We start from the raw sequence: 21,930 nt of genomic DNA, 5'->3' as shown, positions 1-21,930 counted from the left end.
GCCATTTCAGTGCTTGACGCGCGCGCTCGGAGATGTCTTCGCCTTGCCGCGCACCGCGACCCGCTGCCCGTCCTTGCTCGACTTCTTCGGCGTCAGCGGCGTCTCCAGCGCCAGGTCCAGGACCTCGTCGATCCACTTCACCGGAACGATCTGCAGGTCGCGGGTGACGTTGACCGGAATGTCGGCCAGGTCCTTGCGGTTCTCCTCGGGGATGATCACGGTGCGGATGCCGCCGCGCAGCGCCGCCAGCAGCTTCTCCTTGAGCCCGCCGATGGCGGTGACGCGACCGCGCAGGGTGATCTCGCCGGTCATCGCCACCTCGGCCTTCACCGGCACCTTGGTCAGCATCGACACCAGCGAGGTCACCATGGCGATGCCGGCGCTGGGGCCGTCCTTGGGAGTGGCGCCGTCGGGCACGTGCAGATGCACGTCGTGCTTCTGCAGGAACTCCGAATCGATGCCCAGCCGGTCGGCGCGCGAACGCACCACCGACAACGCGGCCGAGGCCGACTCCTTCATCACGTTGCCCAGCTGTCCGGTGAGGATCAGCGCGCCCTTGCCCGGAACCAGGGTGGACTCGATCTGCAGCAGGTCGCCGCCGACCTCGGTCCAGGCCAGGCCGGTGACCAGGCCGATCTCGTTCTGCTCCTCGGCGCGGCCGAAGTCGAAGCGGCGCACGCCCAGGTACCTGTCCAGGTTGTTCGAGTCGACCACCACCAGCGCCTTGGGCTTTCTTGCCTTCCTGGCGGCCCTCTTGACCGGCTGCGGACCGGCCAGCGCGATCTCCTTGACCACCTTGCGGCAGATCTTGGCGACTTCGCGCTCGAGGTTGCGCACGCCCGATTCGCGGGTGTAGTAGCGCACCACGTCCTGGATCGCATCGGCGGCGATCTCCAGCTCCTCCGGCTTCAGGCCGTTGGCCTTGAGCTGCTTGGGCACCAGGTAGCGGGTGGCGATGTTGAGCTTCTCGTCCTCGGTGTAGCCGGGGATGCGGATCACTTCCATGCGGTCCAGCAGCGGACCGGGGATGTTGAGCGAGTTGGAGGTCGCCACGAACATCACTTCGGACAGGTCGAGATCCACTTCCAGGTAGTGGTCGTTGAAGGCGTTGTTCTGCTCGGGATCGAGCACCTCCAGCAACGCCGAGGACGGGTCGCCGCGGAAATCCATCGACATCTTGTCGATCTCGTCGAGCACGAACAGCGGGTTCTTGCTGCCGACCTTGTTGAGGTTCTGCACGATGCGGCCCGGCATCGAGCCGACGTAGGTGCGGCGATGGCCGCGGATCTCGGCCTCGTCGCGCACGCCGCCCAGGCTCATGCGCACGAACTTGCGGTTGGTGGCCTTGGCGATGCTCTGCCCCAGCGAGGTCTTGCCCACGCCGGGCGGCCCGACCAGGCACAGGATCGGGCCCTTCATCTGCTTCACCCGCGACTGCACGGCCAGGTATTCGAGGATGCGATCCTTGACCTTGTCCAGCCCGTAGTGGTCGGCGTCGAGCGTGTCCTGCGCGGCCTTGAGGTCCTTGCGCACCTTGCTGCGCTTCTTCCACGGCACGCCCAGCAGCCAGTCCAGGTAGTTGCGCACCACCGCGGCCTCGGCCGACATCGGCGACATCTGCTTGAGCTTGTTGAGCTCGGCCTTGGCCTTGCTCTCCACCGCCTTGGGCATGCCGGCCTCGGCGATCTTGCGGGCCAGTTCGTCCAGCTCGCCCGGCGCGTCGTCCAGGTCGCCCAGTTCCTTCTGGATCGCCTTCATCTGCTCGTTGAGGTAGTACTCGCGCTGGCTCTTCTCCATCTGCGACTTGACCCGGCCGCGGATGCGCTTTTCCAGCTGCTGCACGTCGATTTCGCCATCGACCAGGCCCACCAGCATCTCCAGCCGGTCGCCGACCTGCAGGGTTTCCAGCAGGCGCTGCTTGTCGGCCAGGCGCACGCCGATGTGGGCGGCGATGGTGTCGGCCAGGCGCGCCGGCTCCTCGATCCCGGTCAAGGTCTGCAGCAGCTCCGGCGGCAGCTTGCGGTTGGTCTTCACATACTGCTCGAACAGCGACATCAGCGAGCGCGCGATCGCCTCGATCTCGCGCGGCTCGCGCGATTCGTCCGATTCGATCTCCACCGCGTGGCCCTGCAGCGCGCCGTCGTGCTCGACCACCTTGTCCACGCTCACGCGCGACAGGCCCTCGACCAGCACCTTGATGGTGCCGTCGGGCAGCTTCAGCAACTGCAGCACCTGGGCCAGCGTGCCGACCGTGTACAGGTCGGCCGCGGCCGGGTCGTCGGTCTCGGCCGACTTCTGCGCCACCAGCAGGATGCGCTTGTCCGCCTCCATCGCCCGCTCCAGCGCGCGCATGGACTTGTCGCGACCCACGAACAGCGGGATCACCATGTGCGGGAACACCACCACGTCACGCAGTGGCAGCACCGGCAGGTCGAGGACTTCGAGTTGGGAATGGGCCATGAGGGCTCCGCAGGAATTCGGGGAACGGGCAATAAAAAAGCCGATGGCCCCGTTATGGGGCCATCGGCGCAACGATGCAAGAGCTGCGGGAGGACGCCCGGCCGCGACCGTTCACGAGCACCGGAATCCGGCCTCCCGGGCGCCCATTCAGTCGCCGGAGGCGGCCTTGGGCGCGGCTGGCGGCGTCTGGTAGATCAGGTAGGGCTCGGACTTGTGCTCGATCACCGACTCGTCCACCACCACCTTGCTGACGTTCTCCTGCGAGGGCAGCTCGTACATGGTGTCCAGCAGCACCGATTCGACGATGGTGCGCAGGCCGCGGGCGCCGGTCTTGCGCTTGAGCGCCTTCTTGGCGATCGCCGACAGCGCGTCGGGGCGGAACTCCAGCTCCACCTCCTCCATCTCGAACAGCTTCTTGAACTGCTTGGTGATGGCGTTCTTCGGCTCGGTCAGGATCTTGATCAGCGCCGGCTCGTCCAGCTCCTCCAAGGTCGCCACCACCGGCAGGCGGCCGACGAACTCGGGGATCAGGCCGAACTTGATCAGGTCCTCCGGCTCGACCTCGGCCAGGATCTTGCCCACTTCCTGCTTGCGCTCGGCGCTCTTGACCTTGGCGCCGAAGCCGATGCCGCCGGCCTCGGTCGAACGCTGCTGGATGATCTTGTCCAGCCCGGCGAACGCGCCGCCGCAGATGAACAGGATGTTCTTGGTGTCCACCTGCAGGAATTCCTGCTGCGGATGCTTGCGCCCGCCCTGCGGCGGCACCGAGGCCACGGTGCCCTCGATCAGCTTCAGCAGCGCCTGCTGCACGCCTTCGCCGGACACGTCGCGGGTGATCGACGGGTTCTCGCTCTTGCGCGAGATCTTGTCGATCTCGTCGATGTAGACGATGCCCTGCTGCGCCTTGTCGACGTCGTAGTCGCACTTCTGCAGCAGCTTCTGGATGATGTTCTCCACGTCCTCGCCGACGTAGCCGGCCTCGGTCAGCGTGGTCGCATCGGCGATCGTGAACGGCACGTTGAGCAGGCGCGCCAGGGTTTCGGCCAGCAGCGTCTTGCCCGAGCCGGTCGGGCCGACCAGCAGGATGTTCGACTTGGACAGCTCGACATCGTCGCTCTTCTGGCGGCTCTCGATGCGCTTGTAGTGGTTGTAGACGGCCACGGCCAGCGTGCGCTTGGCCCGGTTCTGGCCGATCACGTACTGGTCCAGGACCTCGAGGATCTCGCGCGGCTTGGGCAGCGAGCTGCGCGCCGACTGCGCCTTTTCCTCGAGTTCCTCGCGGATGATGTCGTTGCACAGCTCCACGCATTCATCGCAGATGAACACGCTCGGACCCGCGATCAGCTTGCGCACCTCGTGCTGACTCTTGCCGCAGAACGAGCAGTAGAGGATCTTGCCGCTGTCTCCGGAACGACCTTGCCGGTCTTCGCTCATGCTTCGCTTACCCAGTTACTCGCCCCGATGAACGGGACGATTCGATTTCGAGAATAGCACAGGGCCGGGAGGACGCCAGTCCGCTCCCGACCCTGCGGAAAATGCAGTGTTTTCGGCCACTTGCACCCGTCAGGCTGGCTGGATCGACTCTTCCGGGCGACGCTCGAGCACCTGGTCGACCAGGCCGTAGGCCTGGGCGTCGGCCGCGCTCTTGAAGTTGTCGCGCTCGGTATCGCGGGCGATGGTCTCCAGCGACTGGCCGGTGTGCTTGGCCAGCACCTCGTTCAGGCGCGCACGCAGGGTCAGGATCTCGCGGGCATGGATGTCGATATCCGTGGCCTGGCCCTGGAAGCCGCCCAGCGGCTGGTGGATCATCACCCGCGAGTTCGGCAGCGCATAGCGCTTGCCGGCCGCGCCAGCCGCCAGCAGCAGCGCGCCCATCGAGGCGGCCTGGCCGACGCAGATGGTGCTCACGTCCGGCTTGATGTACTGCATGGTGTCGTAGATCGCCATGCCGGCGGTGACCACGCCACCGGGCGAGTTGATGTAGATGCTGATGTCCTTTTCCGGGTTCTCCGCTTCCAGGAACAGCAGCTGCGCCACCACCAGGTTGGCCATGTGGTCGTCGATCGGGCCGACCAGGAAGATCAGCCGCTCCTTCAACAGGCGCGAATAGATGTCGTAGGCACGCTCGCCGCGGCTGGTCTGCTCGACCACCATCGGAACCAGGTTCAGGGCTTTGGTTCGGTTGTCCATTACGTGAGGCACCTATTTGGGGGGAAACACTTCCCCGCGCCGAGGCGCGGGGCGGGTGGAAAGCGGCCCGCTTACTGGCGGATCGCTTCCTGGAACGTCAGCGCCTGTTCGGTGTGCTGGGCACGCTCGGCGATCCAGTCGATCACCTGCTCTTCCATCACGCGGTTCTGCAGGCCACTCATCAACTGGGGGTCGTTGCGGTACATCTCAATGACTTGCTCCGGCTCCTCGTAGGTGGAGGCGATCAGGCGCATCGTCTCGTTCAGGCGCTTGGGATCCAGGCGCAGCTCGTTGCGACGGGCGACCTCGCCCACCAGCAGGCCGACCAGCACGCGCTTGCGCGCGGCTTCCATGAAGCCCTGGTGGGCGTCGGCGGGCACTTCGCCCGGGTTGCGGCCGCTGCGGCGGATCTGCTCGACCTGCTGCGCCAGCATGGAACGGGCCTCGTTCTCGACCAGGCGCGGCGGCAGTTCGACCGACGAATAGGCCGCGATCAGCTGCTCGCCGACCTCGCGACGCAGGCGGTTCATCAACGCGCCCTTGAGCTCGCGCTCGAGGTTGGCGCGGATGTCGGCATGGAACTGCTCGACGTCACCGCTCTTGACGCCGAAGCTCTTGATGAATTCCTTGCTCACTTCCGGCAGCAGCGGTTCGGACACGTCGGTGGCCTTGACCGTCACCTGGACCTGCTTGCCGGCCAGCGCCGGCACCCGCCAATCGGCCGGGAAATCGACCGTCAGGGTCTTTTCCTCGCCCTTGGCCAGGCCCACCAGGCCCTTCTCGATCTGCTCGAACATCATGCCCGAGCCGATCACCACGCTGCCCTTCTCGGTGCCTTCGGCCGGCAGGCGTTCATCGCCCGCCTGCGACCAGGTTTCCAGCGCGACCAGGTCGCCTTCCTGGGCGCCCCGCTCCACCGGCTGCCAGGTGCGGCGCTGCTGGCGCAGGTTCTCGACCATCTGCTCGATGTCGGCGTCGGTGATCTCGGCGGTGTGGCGCACCACGCTCAGCTTGGCCACGTCGATGTCGCCGAAGTCCGGCACCAGCTCCACGGTGGCGACGAAGTCCAGTTCGCCCTCGCCGGCCTTGTCGATGCGCGGGTTGCCGGCGATGCGCAGTTCGTGCTCGCGCAGCGCGGCGTCGAAGGTCTCGCGCAGCAGGCCGTCCATCGCCTCGGCACGCACCTGCTGGCCGAAACGCTGCTCGATCACCTTGGCCGGCACCTTGCCGGGACGGAAGCCCTTGATGCGCGCGGTGCGTGCGATCTCGCCCAGACGGCCATCGATATGGGTCTGCAGGCGCTCCTCCGGCAAGGAGAAGGTCAGGCGGCGTTCCAGGTTGCCGGTGGATTCGATCGAAGCTTGCATGTTGACTCCTGCCACCGGTGGCGCCCTGGCCCCGGCACGATGTGGTAGAGAAACGGGTTGACGCGGACGCGCATATCCGCCGCAGCCCGGTAGTTTCGCCGATTACGGCGGGCGCTGCCAGCCTGCGGCCTCATGGGTCGCGCCGGGGCCTGCGCCGGGCCGGGACGCCGGTTGCACCCGGCTGGTGCGAAAGGGGGGACTCGAACCCCCACGCCTTGCGGCACTGGAACCTAAATCCAGGGCGTCTACCAATTCCGCCACTTTCGCGAGACAGGCCACGGGCCTGGGCATCATTGTTGCAGGCGGCGCCACAAAGAAAAAGGCACCCGCCGGAGCGAGTGCCTTTGTCTGGTGGGCCGTCAAGGATTCGAACCTTGGACCTATTGATTAAGAGTCAACTGCTCTACCAACTGAGCTAACGGCCCTGAAACTGGACGCACATTTTAGCGTGCTTTTTTTGCTTTGCAACACCCGATTTCAAAAAAAATCGGTCGGGTTCAGTGGGGTGGCTGAGGGGATTCGAACCCCCGACCACCGGAATCACAATCCGGTACTCTAACCAACTGAGCTACAGCCACCGCTGAAACCTGAAACATCCTGCCCATGCACCGCCGCGATGGCGCGCCCGACAGGAATCGAACCTGTAACCGCCGGCTTAGAAGGCCGGTGCTCTATCCAGTTGAGCTACGGGCGCCCGGACCGGATTGTCGCATTCCAATCCCGATACGCAGCGGATTGGTCGGGGTAGAGGGATTCGAACCCCCGACATCCTGCTCCCAAAGCAGGCGCGCTACCAGACTGCGCTATACCCCGGCGGTGAATCTCCCGAGGTTCCCCCCGAAAGGTCGGCTATTGTGGGAAGCCGGGCCGATTCTGTCAACGCCCCGGATGCGATTTCACGCATTTCGCTATGCTTGCCCGCAGCGGCCACCGCGGCCGGCCATTCCATACACCACAGGGAGCAACAGACATGCGCAGCGGCAACCCCGCCCTCAAGGAATCCACCTTCCTCGACCTCGGCTCCGGCACCGTGGTATCGCGCGACAGCGGGACGATGACCCTCAACGGCACCGTCAACAAGACCGGCGTCCTGCTGTTGCTGGCCGTGGCGACCGCCGCGTTCGCCTGGAACAACACCCTGACCGCGACCGGCGAACTGGCCCCGGGCGCGATGCTGTACCTGTGGGGCGGCCTGATCGGCGGCCTGCTCCTGGCGCTGGCGACGATCTTCAAGAAGACCTGGGCACCGGTCACCGCGCCGCTGTACGCACTGTTCGAGGGCTTCTTCCTCGGCACGATCTCGGCGCTGTTCGAGGCGCGCTTCCCGGGCATCGTGTTCCAGGCGGTGATCCTGACCTTCGGCACCCTGTTCGCGCTGCTGTTCGCCTACCGCAGCGGCCTGATCAAGGCCACCGAGAACTTCAAGCTGGGCGTGGTGGCGGCCACCGGCGGCATCGCGCTGGTGTACCTGGCCACCATCGTGCTGGGCCTGTTCAACATCAACATTCCCTTCATCCACGACTCGGGCCTGATCGGCATCGGCTTCAGCCTGTTCGTGGTGGTGGTGGCCGCGCTGAACCTGGTGCTGGACTTCGACTTCATCGAAAACGGGGTCGACGCCGGCGCACCGAAGTACATGGAGTGGTACGGCGCCTTCGGCCTGATGGTCACGCTGGTGTGGCTGTACATCGAGTTCCTGCGGCTGCTGTCCAAGCTGCAGTCGCGCAACTGACGCCCCCCCCCCTCGTAGAGCCGAGCTTGCTCGGCTGCGGCTTTCCCGGCAGGGCCACAGCCGAGCAAGCTCGGCTCTACGGATTCCGCAAACAGCAAGGGCGCCGTGAGGCGCCCTTGCTGTTTGCACGATGATCCCGATCAGAGCCGGCTGGCGATGGCCTGGGCGAAGCCCATGGTGTTGCCGCTGCCGCCCAGGTCGCCGGTCAGCGAATCCTTGGCTTCCAGCGTGGCGACGATGGCCTTGCGCAGGCGCTCGGCGTTTTCCGGCTGGCCGATGTGGTCCAGCATCTGCGCCGCGCCCAGCAGCAGCGCGCACGGGTTGGCCTTGCCCTGGCCGGCGATGTCCGGCGCGGTGCCGTGCACGGCCTCGAAGATCGCCGCGTCTTCGCCGATGTTGGCGCCCGGGGCCAGGCCCAGGCCGCCGACCAGGCCGGCACACAGGTCGGAGATGATGTCGCCGAACAGGTTGGTGGTGACGATGATGTCGAACTGCTCCGGACGCATCACCAGCTGCATGCAGCAGTTGTCGACGATCATTTCCTGGAATTCGATTTCCGGGTAGCGGGCGGCGACTTCGCGGGCGACGTTCAGGAACAGGCCCGAGGTCGACTTGATGATGTTGGCCTTGTGCACCGCGGTGACCTTCTTGCGGCCGGTGGCGCGGGCCAGGTCGAAGGCGTAGCGCACGATGCGCTCGGAGCCCTTGCGGGTGATGCGGGTGCCGGAGAACGCGGTCTCGCCGTCGGCGGAGACTTCCTGGCCTTCGCTCAGGTAGGCGCCTTCGGTGTTCTCGCGCACGGTGATCAGGTCCACGCCGTCGGCGAAGCGCGACTTGGTGTTCGGGAACGACTTGGCCGGGCGCACGTTGGCGTACAGGTCGAACTGGCGACGCAGGGCCACGTTGATCGAGCTGAAGCCGCCGCCCACCGGGGTGGTCAGCGGGCTCTTCAGCGCCACCTTGTTCTTGCGGATCGAATCCAGGGTCGCGGCCGGGATCAGCTCGCCGTGCTTTTCAAGCGCCACCAGGCCGGCGTCGGCGTACTCGTAGACCAGGCCGGCGTCCAGCTTGTCCAGCACGAACAGCGTGGCGTCCATGATCTCCGGGCCGATGCCATCGCCGCGGATGACGGTGATTGTCTGCGTCATTTGATAGATATTCCGAACAGGGAGGGAGAGCGCTGTCCGGCAGCCCGGAGCACAGGCGCTAAAAATGGTTTCAACTGGCAATTATGCCCGATCCGCCCCCTTCTCCCCAAATAGACGATGGTCGGGCCTCAGCCGTGGTCGTGCCCGGCCGGCGCCTGCGCGCTGCCGTTTTCCAGCTGGTCGAGGAAGTCCACCGCCCGCCGCAGGTGCGGGATCACGATCGAACCGCCGACCACCAGCCCCACCGAGAAGGTCTCGAAGAACTCCTCGCGGCCGACCCCGGCCTCCTTGCACTGGGCCACGTGGTAGCTGATGCAGTCGTCGCAGCGCAGCACCAGCGAGGCCACCAGGCCCAGCAGTTCCTTGGTCTTCACGTCCAGCGCGCCGGCCTGGTAGGTCTGGGTGTCCAGTGCGAAGAAACGCCGCACCACCTGGTTGGGCTCGGCCAGGATGCGCTGGTTCATGCGCTGGCGGAACTCGGTGAACTCGGCGATGCGGTCGTCGCCGCTGCTGTGCTTGCTCATGCTTGGTGTCCATGGGAATGGGGGCGGTCGCCCGGGACGGACCGGCAATGGTCCGCCCGGCCGCCCAGGCCGGATCGTTGGTGCAGCGCGCGGCCCTGTCGCCGGGTAGCGGTTCAGCCGGCAAGAAGCGGCTCGAGCTTGCCGGCGCGATGCAGCGCCATCATGTCGTCGTAGCCGCCGACATGGACGTCGCCGACGAAGATCTGCGGCACGCTGGTGCGGCGGGTGCGCGCCATCATCTTCTCGCGCTCGACCGGATCCAGGTCGATGCGGACCTCGGTCCAGGCCTGGCCCTTGCTCTTGAGGAAGTTCTTGGCGGCCACGCAGTACGGGCACACCGCGGTGGAATAGATGGTGATCTCGGGCGCCGCGCCCGGTGCACGGCTGGATGCGTCTTGGCTCACGGGAAACTCCACGCGGGAAACAGGGTCCATATATGGTAGCGGCCGGCTGGTTTTTCGACGTCACCAACGCAACACTGCGGATTAACCGCCGCTTCACACTGCCGCCCCGTTACCGCCTCATCCTCGGCCCAGACCTGCCCCCGGAGTTCCGCTTGCGCCCGCTGCTGCTCGCCACCGCCCTCACCCTGGCCATCGCCGCGCCGCTTGCCGCCGCCCAGGACACCAAGCTGCCGGACATCGGTTCCTCGGCCGGCGAACTGCTCACCCCCGCCCGCCAGGCCGAGTACGGTGGGATGATGCTGCGCGAGCTGCGCAACTACGGCTACCTGCTCGACGACCCGCTGATCGACGACTGGCTGCAGTCGATGGGCACCCGGCTCGGCTCCAACAGCGCGCAGCCGCGGCAACCGTTCACCTTCTTCATGCTCAAGGACCGGCAGATCAACGCCTTCGCCACCCTGGGCGGCTACATCGGGGTCAACGCCGGGCTGGTGCTCACCGCCCAGCGCGAGGACGAGGTGGCGGCGGTGCTGTCGCACGAGATCGCCCACGTCACCCAGCAGCACGTGCTGCGCAGCGTGGAGCGCGCCCAGCGCGACCAGATCCCGATCCTGCTCGGCATGCTGGCCGCGGTGATCGCCGCCCAGCAGGTGGGCGGCAACTCCTCCGGCGACGCCACCATGGCCAGCATCACCAGCGCGATGGGGCTGATGCAGCAGCGGCAGATCAACTTCACCCGCTCCAACGAGTCGGAGGCCGACCGCCTGGGCATCCGCACCCTGGCCCGCAGCGGTTACGACGTGGATGCGATGGCCGGCTTCTTCGAGCGCATGTCGCAGGCGATGCGCGGCAACGAGGGCGGCTACACCACCCCGGATTTCCTGCGCACCCACCCGGTCAACATCACCCGCATCAGCGAAGCCAAGGCGCGCGCCGAGCAGATGAAGAAGGACACGGTGCTGCTGACCACGCAGACCCCCACCGGCACGCGCCAGGAGCGGGTGGACCCAGCCGACCCGTCGCTGTCCGACCCGCTGACGCGCCGCGACAATCCGCTGCTGCCCTCATCGATGCAGCTGGCGGTGTCGCTGGACAGCCTGGCCCGCGGCGGCAGCGGCCAGTTCGACTGGGCGCGCGAACGCCTGCGGGTGCTCAGCGCCAGCACCCCGGCCGAACTGCTGCGCGAGTACGAGAGCCTGCGCCGCAGCCAGAAGCAGGGCCTGAGCGAGCCGCAGCGCTATGGCCTGGCGCTGGCCCGGCTGCGCGGCGGCGCGGCCCCGGAGGCCGAGCAGGAACTGCGCCAGCTGCTGGACACCTATCCGGACAACCTGTGGCTGGCACTGGCGCTGGGCGAGGCCGAATCGCGCAACGGCCGGCACGCGCAGGCCAACCAGCGCTTCGAGGCGCTGCTGCAACGGCTGCCGTTCAACCGCCCGGTGGCGCTGACCTACGCCGCGGTGCTCAACGAGCAGGGCGGGCGCGAGGCCGGCCAGCGCGCGCAGGCCATGCTGCGGCCGCTGCTGGCGCGCTCCGGCGACGACCCGGTGTTCCAGCGCACCTTCGCCCGCGCCTGCGAGCTGGCCGGCGACACCACCCGCGCCGGCGAGGCCTACGCCGAGGCCGCCTACCTCAGCGGCCGCCCGGAGCAGGCGCTGATGCAGTTGCAGGCGCTGAAGAAGAAGCCGGAACTGGACTACGTCGCCCGCGCCCGGGTCGACGCCCGCATCGAGGCGATCACGCCGACGGTGCTGGAACTGCGCCGGCAGGGCATCCGCGACCCGGACCTGCAACGGCGCTGAGCCGCGGCGACCGTCACAAAGGTGTCACGAAACCGTAGTCTACTGGGCGCAATCCCGGCCCGATGTGCAATACGGTGGACACGTGCAGAAACGCATCCTGATCGTCGATGACGAACCCGCGATCCGCGACATGGTCGCCTTCGCCCTGCGCAAGGGCGATTACGAGCCGGTCCATGCCGGCGATGCGCGCGAGGCGCAGACCTCGATCGCCGACCGCGTGCCGGACCTGATCCTGCTGGACTGGATGCTGCCGGGCACCAGCGGCCTGGAACTGGCGCGGCGCTGGCGCAAGGAGCCGCTGACCCGCGAGGTGCCGATCATCATGCTGACCGCACGCGGCGAGGAGAACGACCGCGTCGGCGGACTGGAAGCCGGAGTGGACGACTACGTGGTCAAGCCGTTCTCCGCGCGCGAACTGCTGGCCCGCATCCGCGCGGTGATGCGCCGCACCCGCGAGGACGACGAGGACGGCAGCGTGGCGGTCGGCCCGATCCGCATCGACGGCGCCGCGCACCGGGTGTTCGCCGGCGAGGCGCCGGTGCCGATCGGCCCCACCGAGTACCGCCTGCTGCACTTCTTCATGACCCACCCCGAACGCGTCTACACCCGCTCGCAGCTGCTGGACCACGTCTGGGGCGGCAGCGTGTACGTGGAGGAACGCACCATCGACGTGCACATCCGCCGCCTGCGCAAGACCCTGGAGCCGTTCGCCGCCGAGAACATGGTGCAGACCGTGCGCGGTGCCGGCTACCGCTTCTCGGCCGCGGTCTGAACGTTCCGCATCGCCGCCGGCCCGACAGGGTGCCGGCGACGACCGGTCCTGCTATAACCCCGGGTCCCCCCACGGATTCCCCGCCGCCCCACCCGAGAGTGCAATGCCCCGCCACATCCGTTCTGCCTGGTTGAAGACGCTGGCCACCGTGGCCGCGCTGCTGTTGCTGGCATGGCTGGTGGGATGGCTGGCCGGACATCCGGGACTGGCGCTGGCCCTGGCGGCACTGGGCATCCTCGGCTGGCACTACTGGCGCCTGCGCCGCGTGCTGATGCGGCTGACCGCGCGCCAGCGCTGGGATACCGCCACGGGCACCGGCGCCTGGAACGAACTGGACCGCCTGCTCTACCGCAACCAGCGCGAGATGCGCGCGCACAAGCGGCGCCTGCTCGGCATGCTGCGCAGCTACCGCGCCGCCGCCGCCGCCCTGCCCGATGCGGTGGTGGTGGTGGACCGCAACAGCCAGCGGGTGCAGTGGTTCAACGAGGCGGCCACCACGCTGCTGGGACTGCACCACCCGCGCGACATCGGCGGCGCGCTGGTCGACCGCCTGCAGCCGCTGCCGCTCGCCCACTGGCTGGCCGGCGGCCGCAATGCCGAACCGATCCTGGACGCCCCCTCGCCGGTGAACCCGTCGCTGCGCCTGCACCTGCGGCTGATCCCGTATTCGGACGACTACTGGCTGCTGGTGGCGCGCGACGTCAGCAAGCTGCTGCGGCTGGAACAGGTACGCCGCGACTTCGTCGCCAACGTCTCGCACGAGCTGCGTACGCCGCTGACCGTGGTGCACGGCTACCTGGACATGATGGACCCGGAGGACTTCCCCGGCACCGGCGGCATGCTGGCCGAGATGCGCAAGCAGTCGCAGCGCATGGCGCAGCTGGTGGAAGACCTGCTGACCCTGTCGCGGCTGGAGTCGCAGCAGTACATCGAGCGCGAGACCGTGGCGATGACGCCGATGCTGGCCACGCTGCGGCGCGAGGCCGAGGCCTACAGCCAGGGCCGCCATGCCATCACCGTCGAGGACAGCGCCGGCGTCGACCTGCTCGGCTCGAACAAGGAGCTGCACAGCGCGTTCTCCAACCTGGTGACCAACGCCGTGCGCTACACCCCGGCCGGCGGCCGCATCGACATCCGCTTCGCCCGTGACGGCGACGGCACCGTGCTGTCGGTCAGCGACAGCGGCTACGGCATCCCCGCCCACCACCTGCCGCGGCTGACCGAACGCTTCTACCGCGTGTCCAGCAGCCGTTCGCGCGAAAGCGGCGGCACCGGGCTGGGGCTGTCGATCGTCAAGCACATCCTCGGCCTGCACCAGGCGCGGCTGGAGATCCAGAGCGAAGTCGGCAAAGGCAGCGTGTTCTCCTGCCACTTCGAGGCCGAGCACGCACGCCAGCGCACCGACGCCCCCCTTCCCTCCCCTGCCGAAGACTCCCGCGCATGAGCAGCCCCGCTCCCGTCCCTTCCCCGTCCATGGACAGCGACCTGCTGCGCGATCCGGCGCTGTACATCAACCGCGAGCTGTCGCAGCTGGACTTCAACTTCCGCGTGCTGGCGCAGGCGCTGGACCCGCTGGTGCCGCTGCTGGAACGGCTGCGCTTCCTGTGCATCTCCTGCACCAACCTGGACGAGTTCTTCGAGATCCGCGCCGCCACAGTGCGCCACGCCCAGGACTTCGGCCTGCCGCCGGCGCCCGACGGGTTGACCCCGCAGGCCATCCTAAACGCCATCCACGACCGCGCCGCCGAGCTGGTGGACCAGCAGTACCGCTGCTGGAACGAGGTGCTGCGCCCGGCCCTGCGCCAAGCCGGCATCGGCGTGCTCGGCCGCGAGTCGTGGAGCACGCGGCAGAGGCGCTGGCTGCGCGCCTACTTCCGCAACGAGATCATGCCGGTGCTGTCGCCGCTGGGGCTGGACCCGGCGCACCCGTTCCCGAAGATCCTCAACAAGTCGCTGAATATCGTGGTGGTGCTCAACGGCGTCGACGCCTACGGCCGCGCCGGGCACATGGCCATCGTGCGCGCGCCGCGTTCGCTGCCGCGCATCATCCAGCTGCCCGAAGCGCTCGGCGGCCCGCACACCTTCGTGTTCCTGTCCTCGGTGCTGTCGGCGTTCGTCGACGAACTGTTCCCGGGCATGGAGGTGGAAGGCGCCTACCAGTTCCGCGTCACCCGCAACTCCGAGCTGGTGGTGGACGAGGAGGAAGTGGAGAACCTGGCGCTGGCGCTGCGCGACGAGCTGGTGGACCGCGGCTACCGGCCGGCGGTACGGCTGGAGATCGCCCAGGACTGCCCGCGACCGATCGTGCGTTCGCTGCTGCAGAATTTCGAGCTGCCCGAACATGCGGTGTATCCGATCAACGGCCCGGTCAACCTCAACCGCGTCATCCAGGTCTACGACATGGTGCCGCGGCCGGACCTGAAGTACCCGCCGATGAATCCGCGCACGCTCAAGGACGGCGATCGCATCTTCGAGACGGTCGCCCGCAACGACGTGCTGCTGCACCACCCGTTCGACTCCTTCTCCGCGGTGCTGGACCTGATCAAGCAGGCCGCGGTGGACCCCAATGTGCTGGCGATCAAGCAGACGCTGTACCGCACCGGCAAGGACTCGGGCATCGTCGATGCGCTGATCCAGGCCGCGCGCAACGGCAAGGACGTCACCGTGGTGGTCGAGCTGCGCGCGCGCTTCGACGAGGAGGCCAACCTGGGCCTGGCCGACCGCCTGCAGGAAGCCGGGGTGCAGGTGGTGTACGGCGTGGTCGGCTACAAGACCCACGCCAAGATGCTGCTGATCGTGCGCCGCGAGGGCCGCAAGCTGCGCCGCTACGTGCACCTGGGCACCGGCAACTACCACAGCGGCACCGCCCGCGCCTACACCGACCTGAGCCTGATCACCGCCGACGTGGAGATCGGCGAGGACGTGCACCAGCTGTTCCAGCAGCTGTCCGGACTGGCCCCGCGTACCCGGCTCAAGCGCCTGCTGCAATCGCCGTTCACCCTGCACACCGGGGTGCTGCAGCGGATCGAGCGCGAGACCCGGCTGGCCGCCGGCGGCCAGCCGGGCCGCATCATCGCCAAGATGAACGCGCTCAACGAGCCGCAGGTGGTGCGCGCCCTGTACGCCGCTTCGCAGGCCGGGGTGCAGATCGACCTGATCGTGCGCGGCGCCTGCACCCTGCGCCCGGGATTGCCGGGAATCTCCGACAACATCCGGGTGCGCTCGATCGTCGGCCGCTTCCTGGAGCACAGCCGGGTCTACTGGTTCGGCAACAACGGCGCGCCCGAGCTGTACTGCGCCAGCGCCGACTGGCTGGAACGCAACCTGCTGCGGCGGGTGGAGACCTGCTTCCCGATCCTGGACCCGGACCTGGCACGGCGGGTGTACCGCGAGGTGCTGCAGAACTATCTGGACGACAATCTCAACGCCTGGGAGCTGGCCGCCGACGGCCAGTACCGCAAGTGCGTGCCGGGCCACGACCAGCCGCCGCACTCGGCGCAGATGGCGCTGCTCGAAGGGCTCTGATCCGGGCGCCGGTGCGAGGTGACGCCGCGCCCCGGCCTTCGGCTACCATTCGCCCCCATGCCCCAGTTCTCTCCGACCACCCCGCCGCTACAGGACGGCGACCTGCTGGCCGCCATCGACCTGGGGTCCAACAGTTTCCACATGGTGATCGCCCGCTACCTGCTCGGGCAGCTGCGGGTGGTCGACCGCCTGCGCGAGACCGTGCGCATGGCCGACGGCCTGGATGCCAAGGGCGGGCTGTCGGCCGAGGCGCGGCAGCGCGCGCTCGAGTGCCTGGCCCGCTTCGGCCAGCGCATCCGCGAGGTGCCGTCGCTGCGGGTCCGCGCCCTGGCCACCAACACCGTGCGCCGGCTGCGCTCGCCGCAGGCCTTCCTGATGCCGGCCGAAACCGCGCTGGGACACGCCATCGAAGTGGTCAGCGGCCGTGAGGAGGCGCGCCTGATCTACCTTGGCGTGGCCCACGCGCAGCCGCCCAAGCCGGGCCAGCGCCGGCTGGTGATCGACATCGGCGGCGGCTCCACCGAGTTCATCATCGGCCAGGGCCTGCAGCCGCTGGAGCGCGAGAGCCTGCAGGCCGGCTGCATCGCCAGCACCCAGCGCTTCTTTCCCGGCGGCAAGCTGTCGAAGAAGCGCTGGAAGGAAGCGCTGACCGAGATCGGCAGCGAGTTCCAGCCGTTCGCCGCCAAGTACCGGGCGCTGGGCTGGGACGAGGCGCTGGGCTCGTCCGGCACCCACAAGGCGATCAGCGAGATCTGCGCGGCGATGAAGCTGAGCAAGGGCGCGATCACCGCCGAGGCGCTGCCGCTGCTGCGCGAGGAACTGCTGCGCGCCAAGCGCCTGGAAGACATCAACCTGCCCACCCTGTCCAACGACCGCCGCCCGATCATCGCCGGCGGCATCCTGGTGCTGGAGGCCGCCTTCCAGGCGCTGGGGCTGCAGAAGCTGCTGGTCAGCAAGGCGGCCATGCGCGAGGGCATCCTCTACGACATCCTCGGCCGCGGCAGCGACAACGACCCGCGCGACGAGTCGGTGGCCGCGCTGACGCACCGCTACGGCATCGACACCGCCCAGGCCGGGCGCGTGGAAGCCACCGCGCAGCGGCTGTTCGACCAGGTCTGCGAGGCCTGGAGCCTGGACCCGGACGATGCGCGCATGCTCGGCTGGGCCGCGCGCCTGCACGAGCTGGGGCTGGTGATCGCCCACAGCGGCTACCACACCCACGGCAGCTACGTGCTGGAGAATTCGGACATCGCCGGCTTCTCGCGCCAGGAACAGCAGTTGCTGGCCGCGCTGGTACGCACCCACCGCCGCAACGTGTCCAAGACCGCCTTCGACGCCCTGCCCGAACGCCTGCTGCTGACTGCCCGGCGCCTGGCCGCGCTGCTGCGGCTGGCGGTGCTGCTGCACCGCGCGCACGAGCCGGACCCGATTCCGACGCTGGAACTGACCGTGGACGGCAACCGGCTGTCGCTGGTGCTGTCGCAGGCCTTCATCGATGCCCGCCCGCTGCTGCGCGCCGACCTGATCGGCGAGGCCGAGGGCATGGCCGGGCTGGGCATCAGCTTCCGGCCGTTCGTGGCCTGAGCCCGGCGCGGGCCGGCGGCGCTCACGACGCCGGTGGCGACGCCTGGCCCATGAGCAGCCCGCGCGTCTGCGCATCGGCCGGATAGAAGCACTCCAGCGCCAGCTCGGACAGCATCACGTCCGTCGCCGTGCCGAACACGGTGGTGGTGGAGATCAGCTGCAAGGTCCGCCCCGAACGCGGATCGCGCAGCCGCAACGGCACCGCGATCCGGTCCGCGGGCATGCCACCGGTGGCCGGCGGCGGTGCCGGCAGCGCCTGCAGCTCCCGGTGCAGGGAGCGCAGCACCGGATCGCCGTTGGCATCGGCCTGCTGCGACAGGCGCTCGAGCAGATGATGGCGCCACTGCGCGAGATTCTCGATGCGTGGCGCCAGCCCATCGGGGTGCAGGCTCAGCCGCAATACGTTGACCGGCTCCTGCAGCAGGGCCGGTGCGACGCCCTCGAGCAGCGCGGCGATGGCGGGATTGGCCGCCACCAGTTGCCAATGGCGATCCACCGCCAGCGCCGGGAACGGCATGTGGCCGGCCAGCACCGCATCGATGGCGGCCTTCGCCGCGCCCATTCCCTCCGCTTCCAGTGCCGTCTCCGCATAGGCCGGCGCATACCCGGCGGCCAGCAGCAGGCGATTGCGCGCGCGCAGCGGCATGGTCAGCGGCTCGGCCAGCCGCAGCAGCAGGTCGCGGCTGGCGGCGGCCCGGCCGTTTTCGACGAAGCTCAGGTGGCGTGTGGATATCCCGGCTTCGCAGGCCAGCTGCAGCTGGCTCCAGCGACGGCGCCCGCGCCATTCGCGCAGTACGTCGCCGACCGTTTCATGGTTCATTGCATCGTCTCGCGATCGGTGAAGGGAGTCTTGCCCGGCTGGAGCACGACGCGTCCGCAGCGTGCCCGCACCGCGACGGCCCGGGACCCTGCCTCAGACTATGCCCGCTTCGGCAATGACGGTGTCGATCAACGGGTGCCGGCAGAAGATGCGGTTCTCGACCACGCGACCGTCGCGCTGGCGGATGCAGTCCACGCCGCTCATCCGCAGCGGCTGGCCGCGCCAGGTGCCGTGGGCGATCCAGCGGATGAAGATGACCTCGCCGGTATCGGCATGGTCGGCCAGTTCGAGCCGGAAGTCGGGCACATGCCGCAGCAGGATGCGCAGCGGTGCGGCGTAGCGCGCGATCCCGGGCAGGGGCTCGCGGCAACCCGGCCAGTAGCCCTGGACAGCGGGATCCAGTTCGTCGCTGGGCAGGTCGAAATCCGGATTGGCCCAGAAATCGATGAACTGCTGGACCGTCCAGCGCGGCCGGGCGGCAGGAATGACTTGATTCATCGTGGTACTCCGTTGCGGGAAGGTGGCGCCATGGTGGCGACCATCGCGCTGCCAGGCGATTACCTGCGAGGTCATGACCTGGCCGCAGCGCGGGATGAACCCGTCATATTTCCAGCATCTGGCTGACACCCTGCTGCCATCGACGGTTGCCACCCTGCACGGCAACGGGAGGCCGCCATGCGCTATGCCATCGTCACCGAGACCTATCCACCGGAAGTCAACGGCGTCGCCCTGACCGTGCACGGGCTGGAACAGGGCCTGCGCGGCGCCGGCCACCAGGTGGACGTGATCCGCCCACGCCAGCCGCACGATGGCGCCGACAGCGATGCCGTGCTGGTCCGCGGCGCCGCCCTGCCGCGCTATCCGGGCCTGCGCTTCGGCCTGCCGGCGCCGCAGCGGCTGGCCGCGCACTGGCGCAGCCAGCGGCCCGACGCGGTCTACATCGCCACCGAAGGCCCGCTGGGCTGGTCGGCGCTGCGCACCGCGCGGCGGCTCGGCATCCCGGTCGCCTCCGGCTTCCATACCCGCTTCGACGAATACCTGCCCGACTACGGCGTGGCCTGGCTGCAGGCCGCGGCGCTGCACTGGATGCGGCGCTTCCACAACCAGGCCGACGCCACCCTGGTCCCCACCCGCGAACTGCAGGCCTTCCTCGACGGCCAGGGCTTCGAGCGGGTGCGCCTGCTGGCGCGCGCGGTGGACAGCAGCCTGTTCGACCCGCAGCGGCGCGACCCGGTGCTGCGCGAGGAATGGGGCATCGACGGCCGCGGCTTCGCCGCGATCCACGTCGGCCGCATCGCCGCCGAGAAGAACCTGCAGCTCGCGGTGCGCGCATTCCGCAAACTGCAGCAGGTGCGGCCGAAGGCGCGCTTCGTCTGGGTCGGCGACGGCCCGCTGCGCGAGAAGCTGGCCCACGAGAACCCGGACTTCATCTTCTGCGGGGTGCAGCGCGGCGAAGCGCTGGCGCGCCACTTCGCCAGCGGCGACCTGTTCCTGTTCCCCAGCCGCAGCGAGACCTTCGGCAACGTCACCCTGGAGGCGATGGCCAGCGGCCTGGCGACGGTGGCTTTCGACTACGGCGCCGCCCGCGAGTACCTGCGCAACGGCAACAACGGCGCGGCGGTGATCAGCGACGAAGGCTTCATCAACGCCGCCGTGCAGCTGGCCGGCGACGACGAGATGCGCACCACCCTGGGCGCCAATGCCAGCCAGGCGATGCAGCAGCTGCATCCGCAGCGGGTGATCGCCGAGTTCGAGGCGCTGCTGGCGGAGCTGGCCCATGCCCGGAGCGCACATGCGACCGATGCCGCCTGAAGGCCTGCTCGGCCGCGAAGCGCGCTGGTGCCGGCGCGCCAACCGTTATGGCCGGCGGCGCCGGGTGCGGCAGCTGTTCGCCGCGATCAGCCGCCTGGGCGACGGCCTGTTCTGGTACCTGCTGATGGCCGCGCTGGTGGTGGTCGACGGCCTGGACGGGCTGCGCGCCTCGGTGCACATGGCCGCCACCGGCGTGGTCGCGCTGCTGCTGTACAAGGCGCTCAAGCGCTGGACCCGGCGCCCGCGCCCGTTCGCCGCCGACCTGCGCATCCGCGCCTGGGTGGCGCCGCTGGACGAATTCAGTTTCCCCTCCGGCCACACCCTGCACGCGGTGTCCTTCAGCATCGTGGCGCTGGCGCACTATCCGTGGCTGGCACCGCTGCTGGTGCCGTTCACCGTGGGCGTGGCGCTGTCGCGGGTGGTGCTGGGCCTGCACTATCCCAGCGACGTGCTCGCCGCCAGCGCGATCGGCGCGGTGCTGGCTTCCACCGCGCTGCTGGCCTGGCCGCTGCCGGGCTGAGCAGCGCCGCAACACGCGCCCTACAATGCGCGGATGACGACACTGTTCATTTCCGACCTGCACCTGGACCCGAGCCGTCCGGCGATCACCGAACTGTTCCTCGACTTCCTGCGCGGCGAAGCGCGGCAGGCCGAGGCGCTGTACATCCTCGGCGACCTGTTCGAGGCCTGGATCGGCGACGACACGCCCTCGCCCGCCGCCGACGCGGTGGCCACGGCCCTGCACCAACTGCACGATGCCGGCGTGCCGGTGTACTTCATCCGCGGCAACCGCGACTTCCTGCTGGGCGAGGACTACGCCAGGCGCGCCGGCTTCCGCATCCTGCCCGACCCCAGCGTGATCGAGCTGTACGGCAAGCCGGTGTTGCTGCAGCACGGCGACCTGTTATGCACCGACGACACCGCCTACCAGGCGTTCCGCGCGCAGACCCGCGACCCGGCGTTCCAGGCGCAGTTCCTGGCGCAGCCGCTGGCCGCGCGCATCGCCTTCGCGCAGCAGGCGCGCGCCGCCAGCCAGGCGCGCCAGTCCGAGCTGAAGGAAGGCGACCGCGCGCAGTTCGAGACCGTCACCGACGTGGCGCCGGACGAGGTCGCCGCCACCTTCGCGCGCTACGGCGTGGACACGATGATCCACGGCCACACCCACCGCCCGGCGATCCACAGCCTGCAGGCCGGCGGACGCAGCTGCACCCGCATCGTGCTCGGCGACTGGTACGAGCAGGGCTCGGTGCTGCGGGTGGACGCCGACGGCTACCGGCTGGAAGCGCTGGGTTGAACGGCTGGCGGCGGCTGCCGCCGGCCTGCTGCCTCACAGCGGCGGCATGTCCACCGCCGGATCGCGCGCGCAACCCTTGAGCATGCGGGTACCCAGCACGAACTCGGCGGCGTAGGGGTACTCGTAGTCGGACATGCCGTCCGAACACGGCTCGCGGCGCACGTCCAGCGCGAACACCTCCTCGTCGTCCTGGCCGCTGAGATGCAGGCCGGCGCCATCGACCTGGCGCGTGGCCTGCAACCGCCGTGGCGATTCCATCGTTTCCGGGGTGGTGTATTCCAGCACCTCGCCTTCCACCCTCACGCTCCAGAACGGTTCGGTGCCGGCGACCAGCAGCGGGTCCGGGAAATCCCCGGCGGCCGGTGCGGCCTCCGCTCCGGTCGCCTGCGCCGCTGCGTTCTCCACGTTCGGCGGCTGCGGGGCGCACGCCGCCAGCGCGAGCAGCGGCAGCAGCGACAACGGACGGAACGGGTTCATGGCGATCTCCTTCGATGGCAGG

At 68.8% G+C, this 21,930-nt stretch carries 19 protein-coding genes and 5 tRNA genes; 9 read left to right on the top strand and 15 right to left on the bottom strand.

The window, feature by feature from the left end; all coding sequences use genetic code 11:
* Positions 1–6: 6 nt before the first annotated feature.
* From lon to OK345_RS06075, 9 genes are all read right to left on the bottom strand, one after another.
* Positions 7–2,460, bottom strand: a complete 2,454-nt coding sequence (gene lon, locus OK345_RS06115; protein WP_265127040.1) for an endopeptidase La — start codon at positions 2,458–2,460, stop codon at positions 7–9.
* A 147-nt stretch (positions 2,461–2,607) separates the two neighbouring features.
* Positions 2,608–3,894 (bottom strand): ATP-dependent Clp protease ATP-binding subunit ClpX, encoded by a 1,287-nt coding sequence (clpX, locus tag OK345_RS06110; protein ID WP_265127039.1) that lies wholly within the window; start codon positions 3,892–3,894, stop codon positions 2,608–2,610.
* A gap of 129 nt (positions 3,895–4,023) precedes the next feature.
* A complete protein-coding gene (gene clpP, locus OK345_RS06105) occupies positions 4,024–4,650 on the bottom strand; it encodes an ATP-dependent Clp endopeptidase proteolytic subunit ClpP (protein ID WP_265127038.1) in 627 nt (208 codons plus the stop codon).
* Positions 4,651–4,721: 71 nt separating this feature from the next.
* Positions 4,722–6,017, bottom strand: coding sequence for a trigger factor (gene tig / locus OK345_RS06100; protein WP_265127037.1), 1,296 nt, complete (start codon positions 6,015–6,017; stop codon positions 4,722–4,724).
* Between the two features lie 182 nt (positions 6,018–6,199).
* Positions 6,200–6,284, bottom strand: a tRNA-Leu gene (locus OK345_RS06095).
* Positions 6,285–6,366: 82 nt separating this feature from the next.
* Positions 6,367–6,442, bottom strand: a tRNA-Lys gene (locus OK345_RS06090).
* A 76-nt stretch (positions 6,443–6,518) separates the two neighbouring features.
* A tRNA-His gene (locus OK345_RS06085) sits at positions 6,519–6,595 on the bottom strand.
* Positions 6,596–6,634: 39 nt separating this feature from the next.
* Positions 6,635–6,711: transfer RNA gene (locus OK345_RS06080), tRNA-Arg, on the bottom strand.
* A gap of 42 nt (positions 6,712–6,753) precedes the next feature.
* Positions 6,754–6,830: transfer RNA gene (locus OK345_RS06075), tRNA-Pro, on the bottom strand.
* A 157-nt stretch (positions 6,831–6,987) separates the two neighbouring features.
* Between OK345_RS06075 and OK345_RS06070 the strand changes: the two genes are divergently transcribed.
* On the top strand, positions 6,988–7,749 hold the full coding sequence (locus OK345_RS06070; RefSeq protein WP_265127036.1) for a Bax inhibitor-1/YccA family protein: 762 nt from the start codon (positions 6,988–6,990) through the stop codon (positions 7,747–7,749).
* A 140-nt stretch (positions 7,750–7,889) separates the two neighbouring features.
* On the opposite strand, the gene OK345_RS06065 is transcribed toward OK345_RS06070, so the two are convergent.
* The 3 genes from OK345_RS06065 to grxC all read right to left on the bottom strand — a co-directional run bounded on the left by OK345_RS06065 (position 7,890) and on the right by grxC (position 9,855).
* Complete coding sequence (locus tag OK345_RS06065; RefSeq protein WP_265127035.1) at positions 7,890–8,897, bottom strand: isocitrate dehydrogenase; 1,008 nt, start codon at positions 8,895–8,897, stop codon at positions 7,890–7,892.
* Between the two features lie 128 nt (positions 8,898–9,025).
* Positions 9,026–9,421, bottom strand: a complete 396-nt coding sequence (locus OK345_RS06060; RefSeq protein ID WP_265127034.1) for a carboxymuconolactone decarboxylase family protein — start codon at positions 9,419–9,421, stop codon at positions 9,026–9,028.
* A gap of 113 nt (positions 9,422–9,534) precedes the next feature.
* Positions 9,535–9,855 carry a glutaredoxin 3 gene (gene grxC / locus OK345_RS06055; RefSeq protein ID WP_425510953.1) on the bottom strand — a complete coding sequence of 107 codons (321 nt, stop codon included), beginning with the start codon at positions 9,853–9,855 and terminating at the stop codon, positions 9,535–9,537.
* 122 nt (positions 9,856–9,977) lie between these two features.
* Here grxC and OK345_RS06050 point away from each other — a divergent pair, with 122 nt between their 5' ends.
* The 5 genes from OK345_RS06050 (at position 9,978) to ppx (ending at position 17,505) form a co-directional block, all read left to right on the top strand.
* Positions 9,978–11,624, top strand: a complete 1,647-nt coding sequence (locus OK345_RS06050) for a M48 family metalloprotease (protein WP_265127032.1) — start codon at positions 9,978–9,980, stop codon at positions 11,622–11,624.
* Between the two features lie 82 nt (positions 11,625–11,706).
* A complete protein-coding gene (gene phoB / locus OK345_RS06045) occupies positions 11,707–12,396 on the top strand; it encodes a phosphate regulon transcriptional regulator PhoB (RefSeq protein WP_265127031.1) in 690 nt (229 codons plus the stop codon).
* Between the two features lie 103 nt (positions 12,397–12,499).
* Complete coding sequence (gene phoR / locus OK345_RS06040) at positions 12,500–13,840, top strand: phosphate regulon sensor histidine kinase PhoR (protein WP_265127030.1); 1,341 nt, start codon at positions 12,500–12,502, stop codon at positions 13,838–13,840.
* Positions 13,837–15,921 carry a polyphosphate kinase 1 gene (ppk1, locus tag OK345_RS06035; protein WP_265127029.1) on the top strand — a complete coding sequence of 695 codons (2,085 nt, stop codon included), beginning with the start codon at positions 13,837–13,839 and terminating at the stop codon, positions 15,919–15,921. The genes phoR and ppk1 overlap by 4 nt, the downstream gene beginning before the upstream one ends.
* 57 nt (positions 15,922–15,978) lie before the next feature.
* Complete coding sequence (gene ppx, locus OK345_RS06030; RefSeq protein WP_265127028.1) at positions 15,979–17,505, top strand: exopolyphosphatase; 1,527 nt, start codon at positions 15,979–15,981, stop codon at positions 17,503–17,505.
* A gap of 22 nt (positions 17,506–17,527) precedes the next feature.
* Here ppx and OK345_RS06025 read toward each other — a convergent pair whose 3' ends face one another.
* Complete coding sequence (locus OK345_RS06025; protein ID WP_265127027.1) at positions 17,528–18,325, bottom strand: helix-turn-helix domain-containing protein; 798 nt, start codon at positions 18,323–18,325, stop codon at positions 17,528–17,530.
* 93 nt (positions 18,326–18,418) lie between these two features.
* Positions 18,419–18,823, bottom strand: coding sequence for an ester cyclase (locus OK345_RS06020; RefSeq protein ID WP_265127026.1), 405 nt, complete (start codon positions 18,821–18,823; stop codon positions 18,419–18,421).
* A 177-nt stretch (positions 18,824–19,000) separates the two neighbouring features.
* Between OK345_RS06020 and OK345_RS06015 the strand changes: the two genes are divergently transcribed.
* Genes OK345_RS06015 through lpxH form a run of 3 tightly spaced genes read left to right on the top strand, consistent with a single transcriptional unit; the run spans position 19,001 to position 21,431 of the window.
* On the top strand, positions 19,001–20,137 hold the full coding sequence (locus tag OK345_RS06015; RefSeq protein WP_265127025.1) for a glycosyltransferase family 4 protein: 1,137 nt from the start codon (positions 19,001–19,003) through the stop codon (positions 20,135–20,137).
* Positions 20,118–20,657 carry a phosphatase PAP2 family protein gene (locus OK345_RS06010; protein ID WP_265127024.1) on the top strand — a complete coding sequence of 180 codons (540 nt, stop codon included), beginning with the start codon at positions 20,118–20,120 and terminating at the stop codon, positions 20,655–20,657. Before OK345_RS06015 ends, OK345_RS06010 begins: the two co-directional genes overlap by 20 nt.
* A 33-nt stretch (positions 20,658–20,690) precedes the next feature.
* Positions 20,691–21,431, top strand: coding sequence for a UDP-2,3-diacylglucosamine diphosphatase (lpxH, locus tag OK345_RS06005; protein ID WP_265127023.1), 741 nt, complete (start codon positions 20,691–20,693; stop codon positions 21,429–21,431).
* 33 nt (positions 21,432–21,464) lie between these two features.
* On the opposite strand, the gene OK345_RS06000 is transcribed toward lpxH, so the two are convergent.
* The gene (locus tag OK345_RS06000; RefSeq protein ID WP_265127022.1) at positions 21,465–21,908 is read right to left on the bottom strand and encodes a COG3650 family protein; all 444 of its coding nucleotides are present in this window, start codon (positions 21,906–21,908) and stop codon (positions 21,465–21,467) included.
* Positions 21,909–21,930 lie beyond the last annotated feature (22 nt).

The organism is Xanthomonas chitinilytica, from assembly GCF_026107455.2.
GTDB classification, from domain to species: domain Bacteria; phylum Pseudomonadota; class Gammaproteobacteria; order Xanthomonadales; family Xanthomonadaceae; genus Stenotrophomonas; species Stenotrophomonas chitinilytica.
The sequence above is the reverse complement of the archived record's forward strand: the minus strand, read 5'-3'. Positions and strand labels throughout refer to the sequence as shown.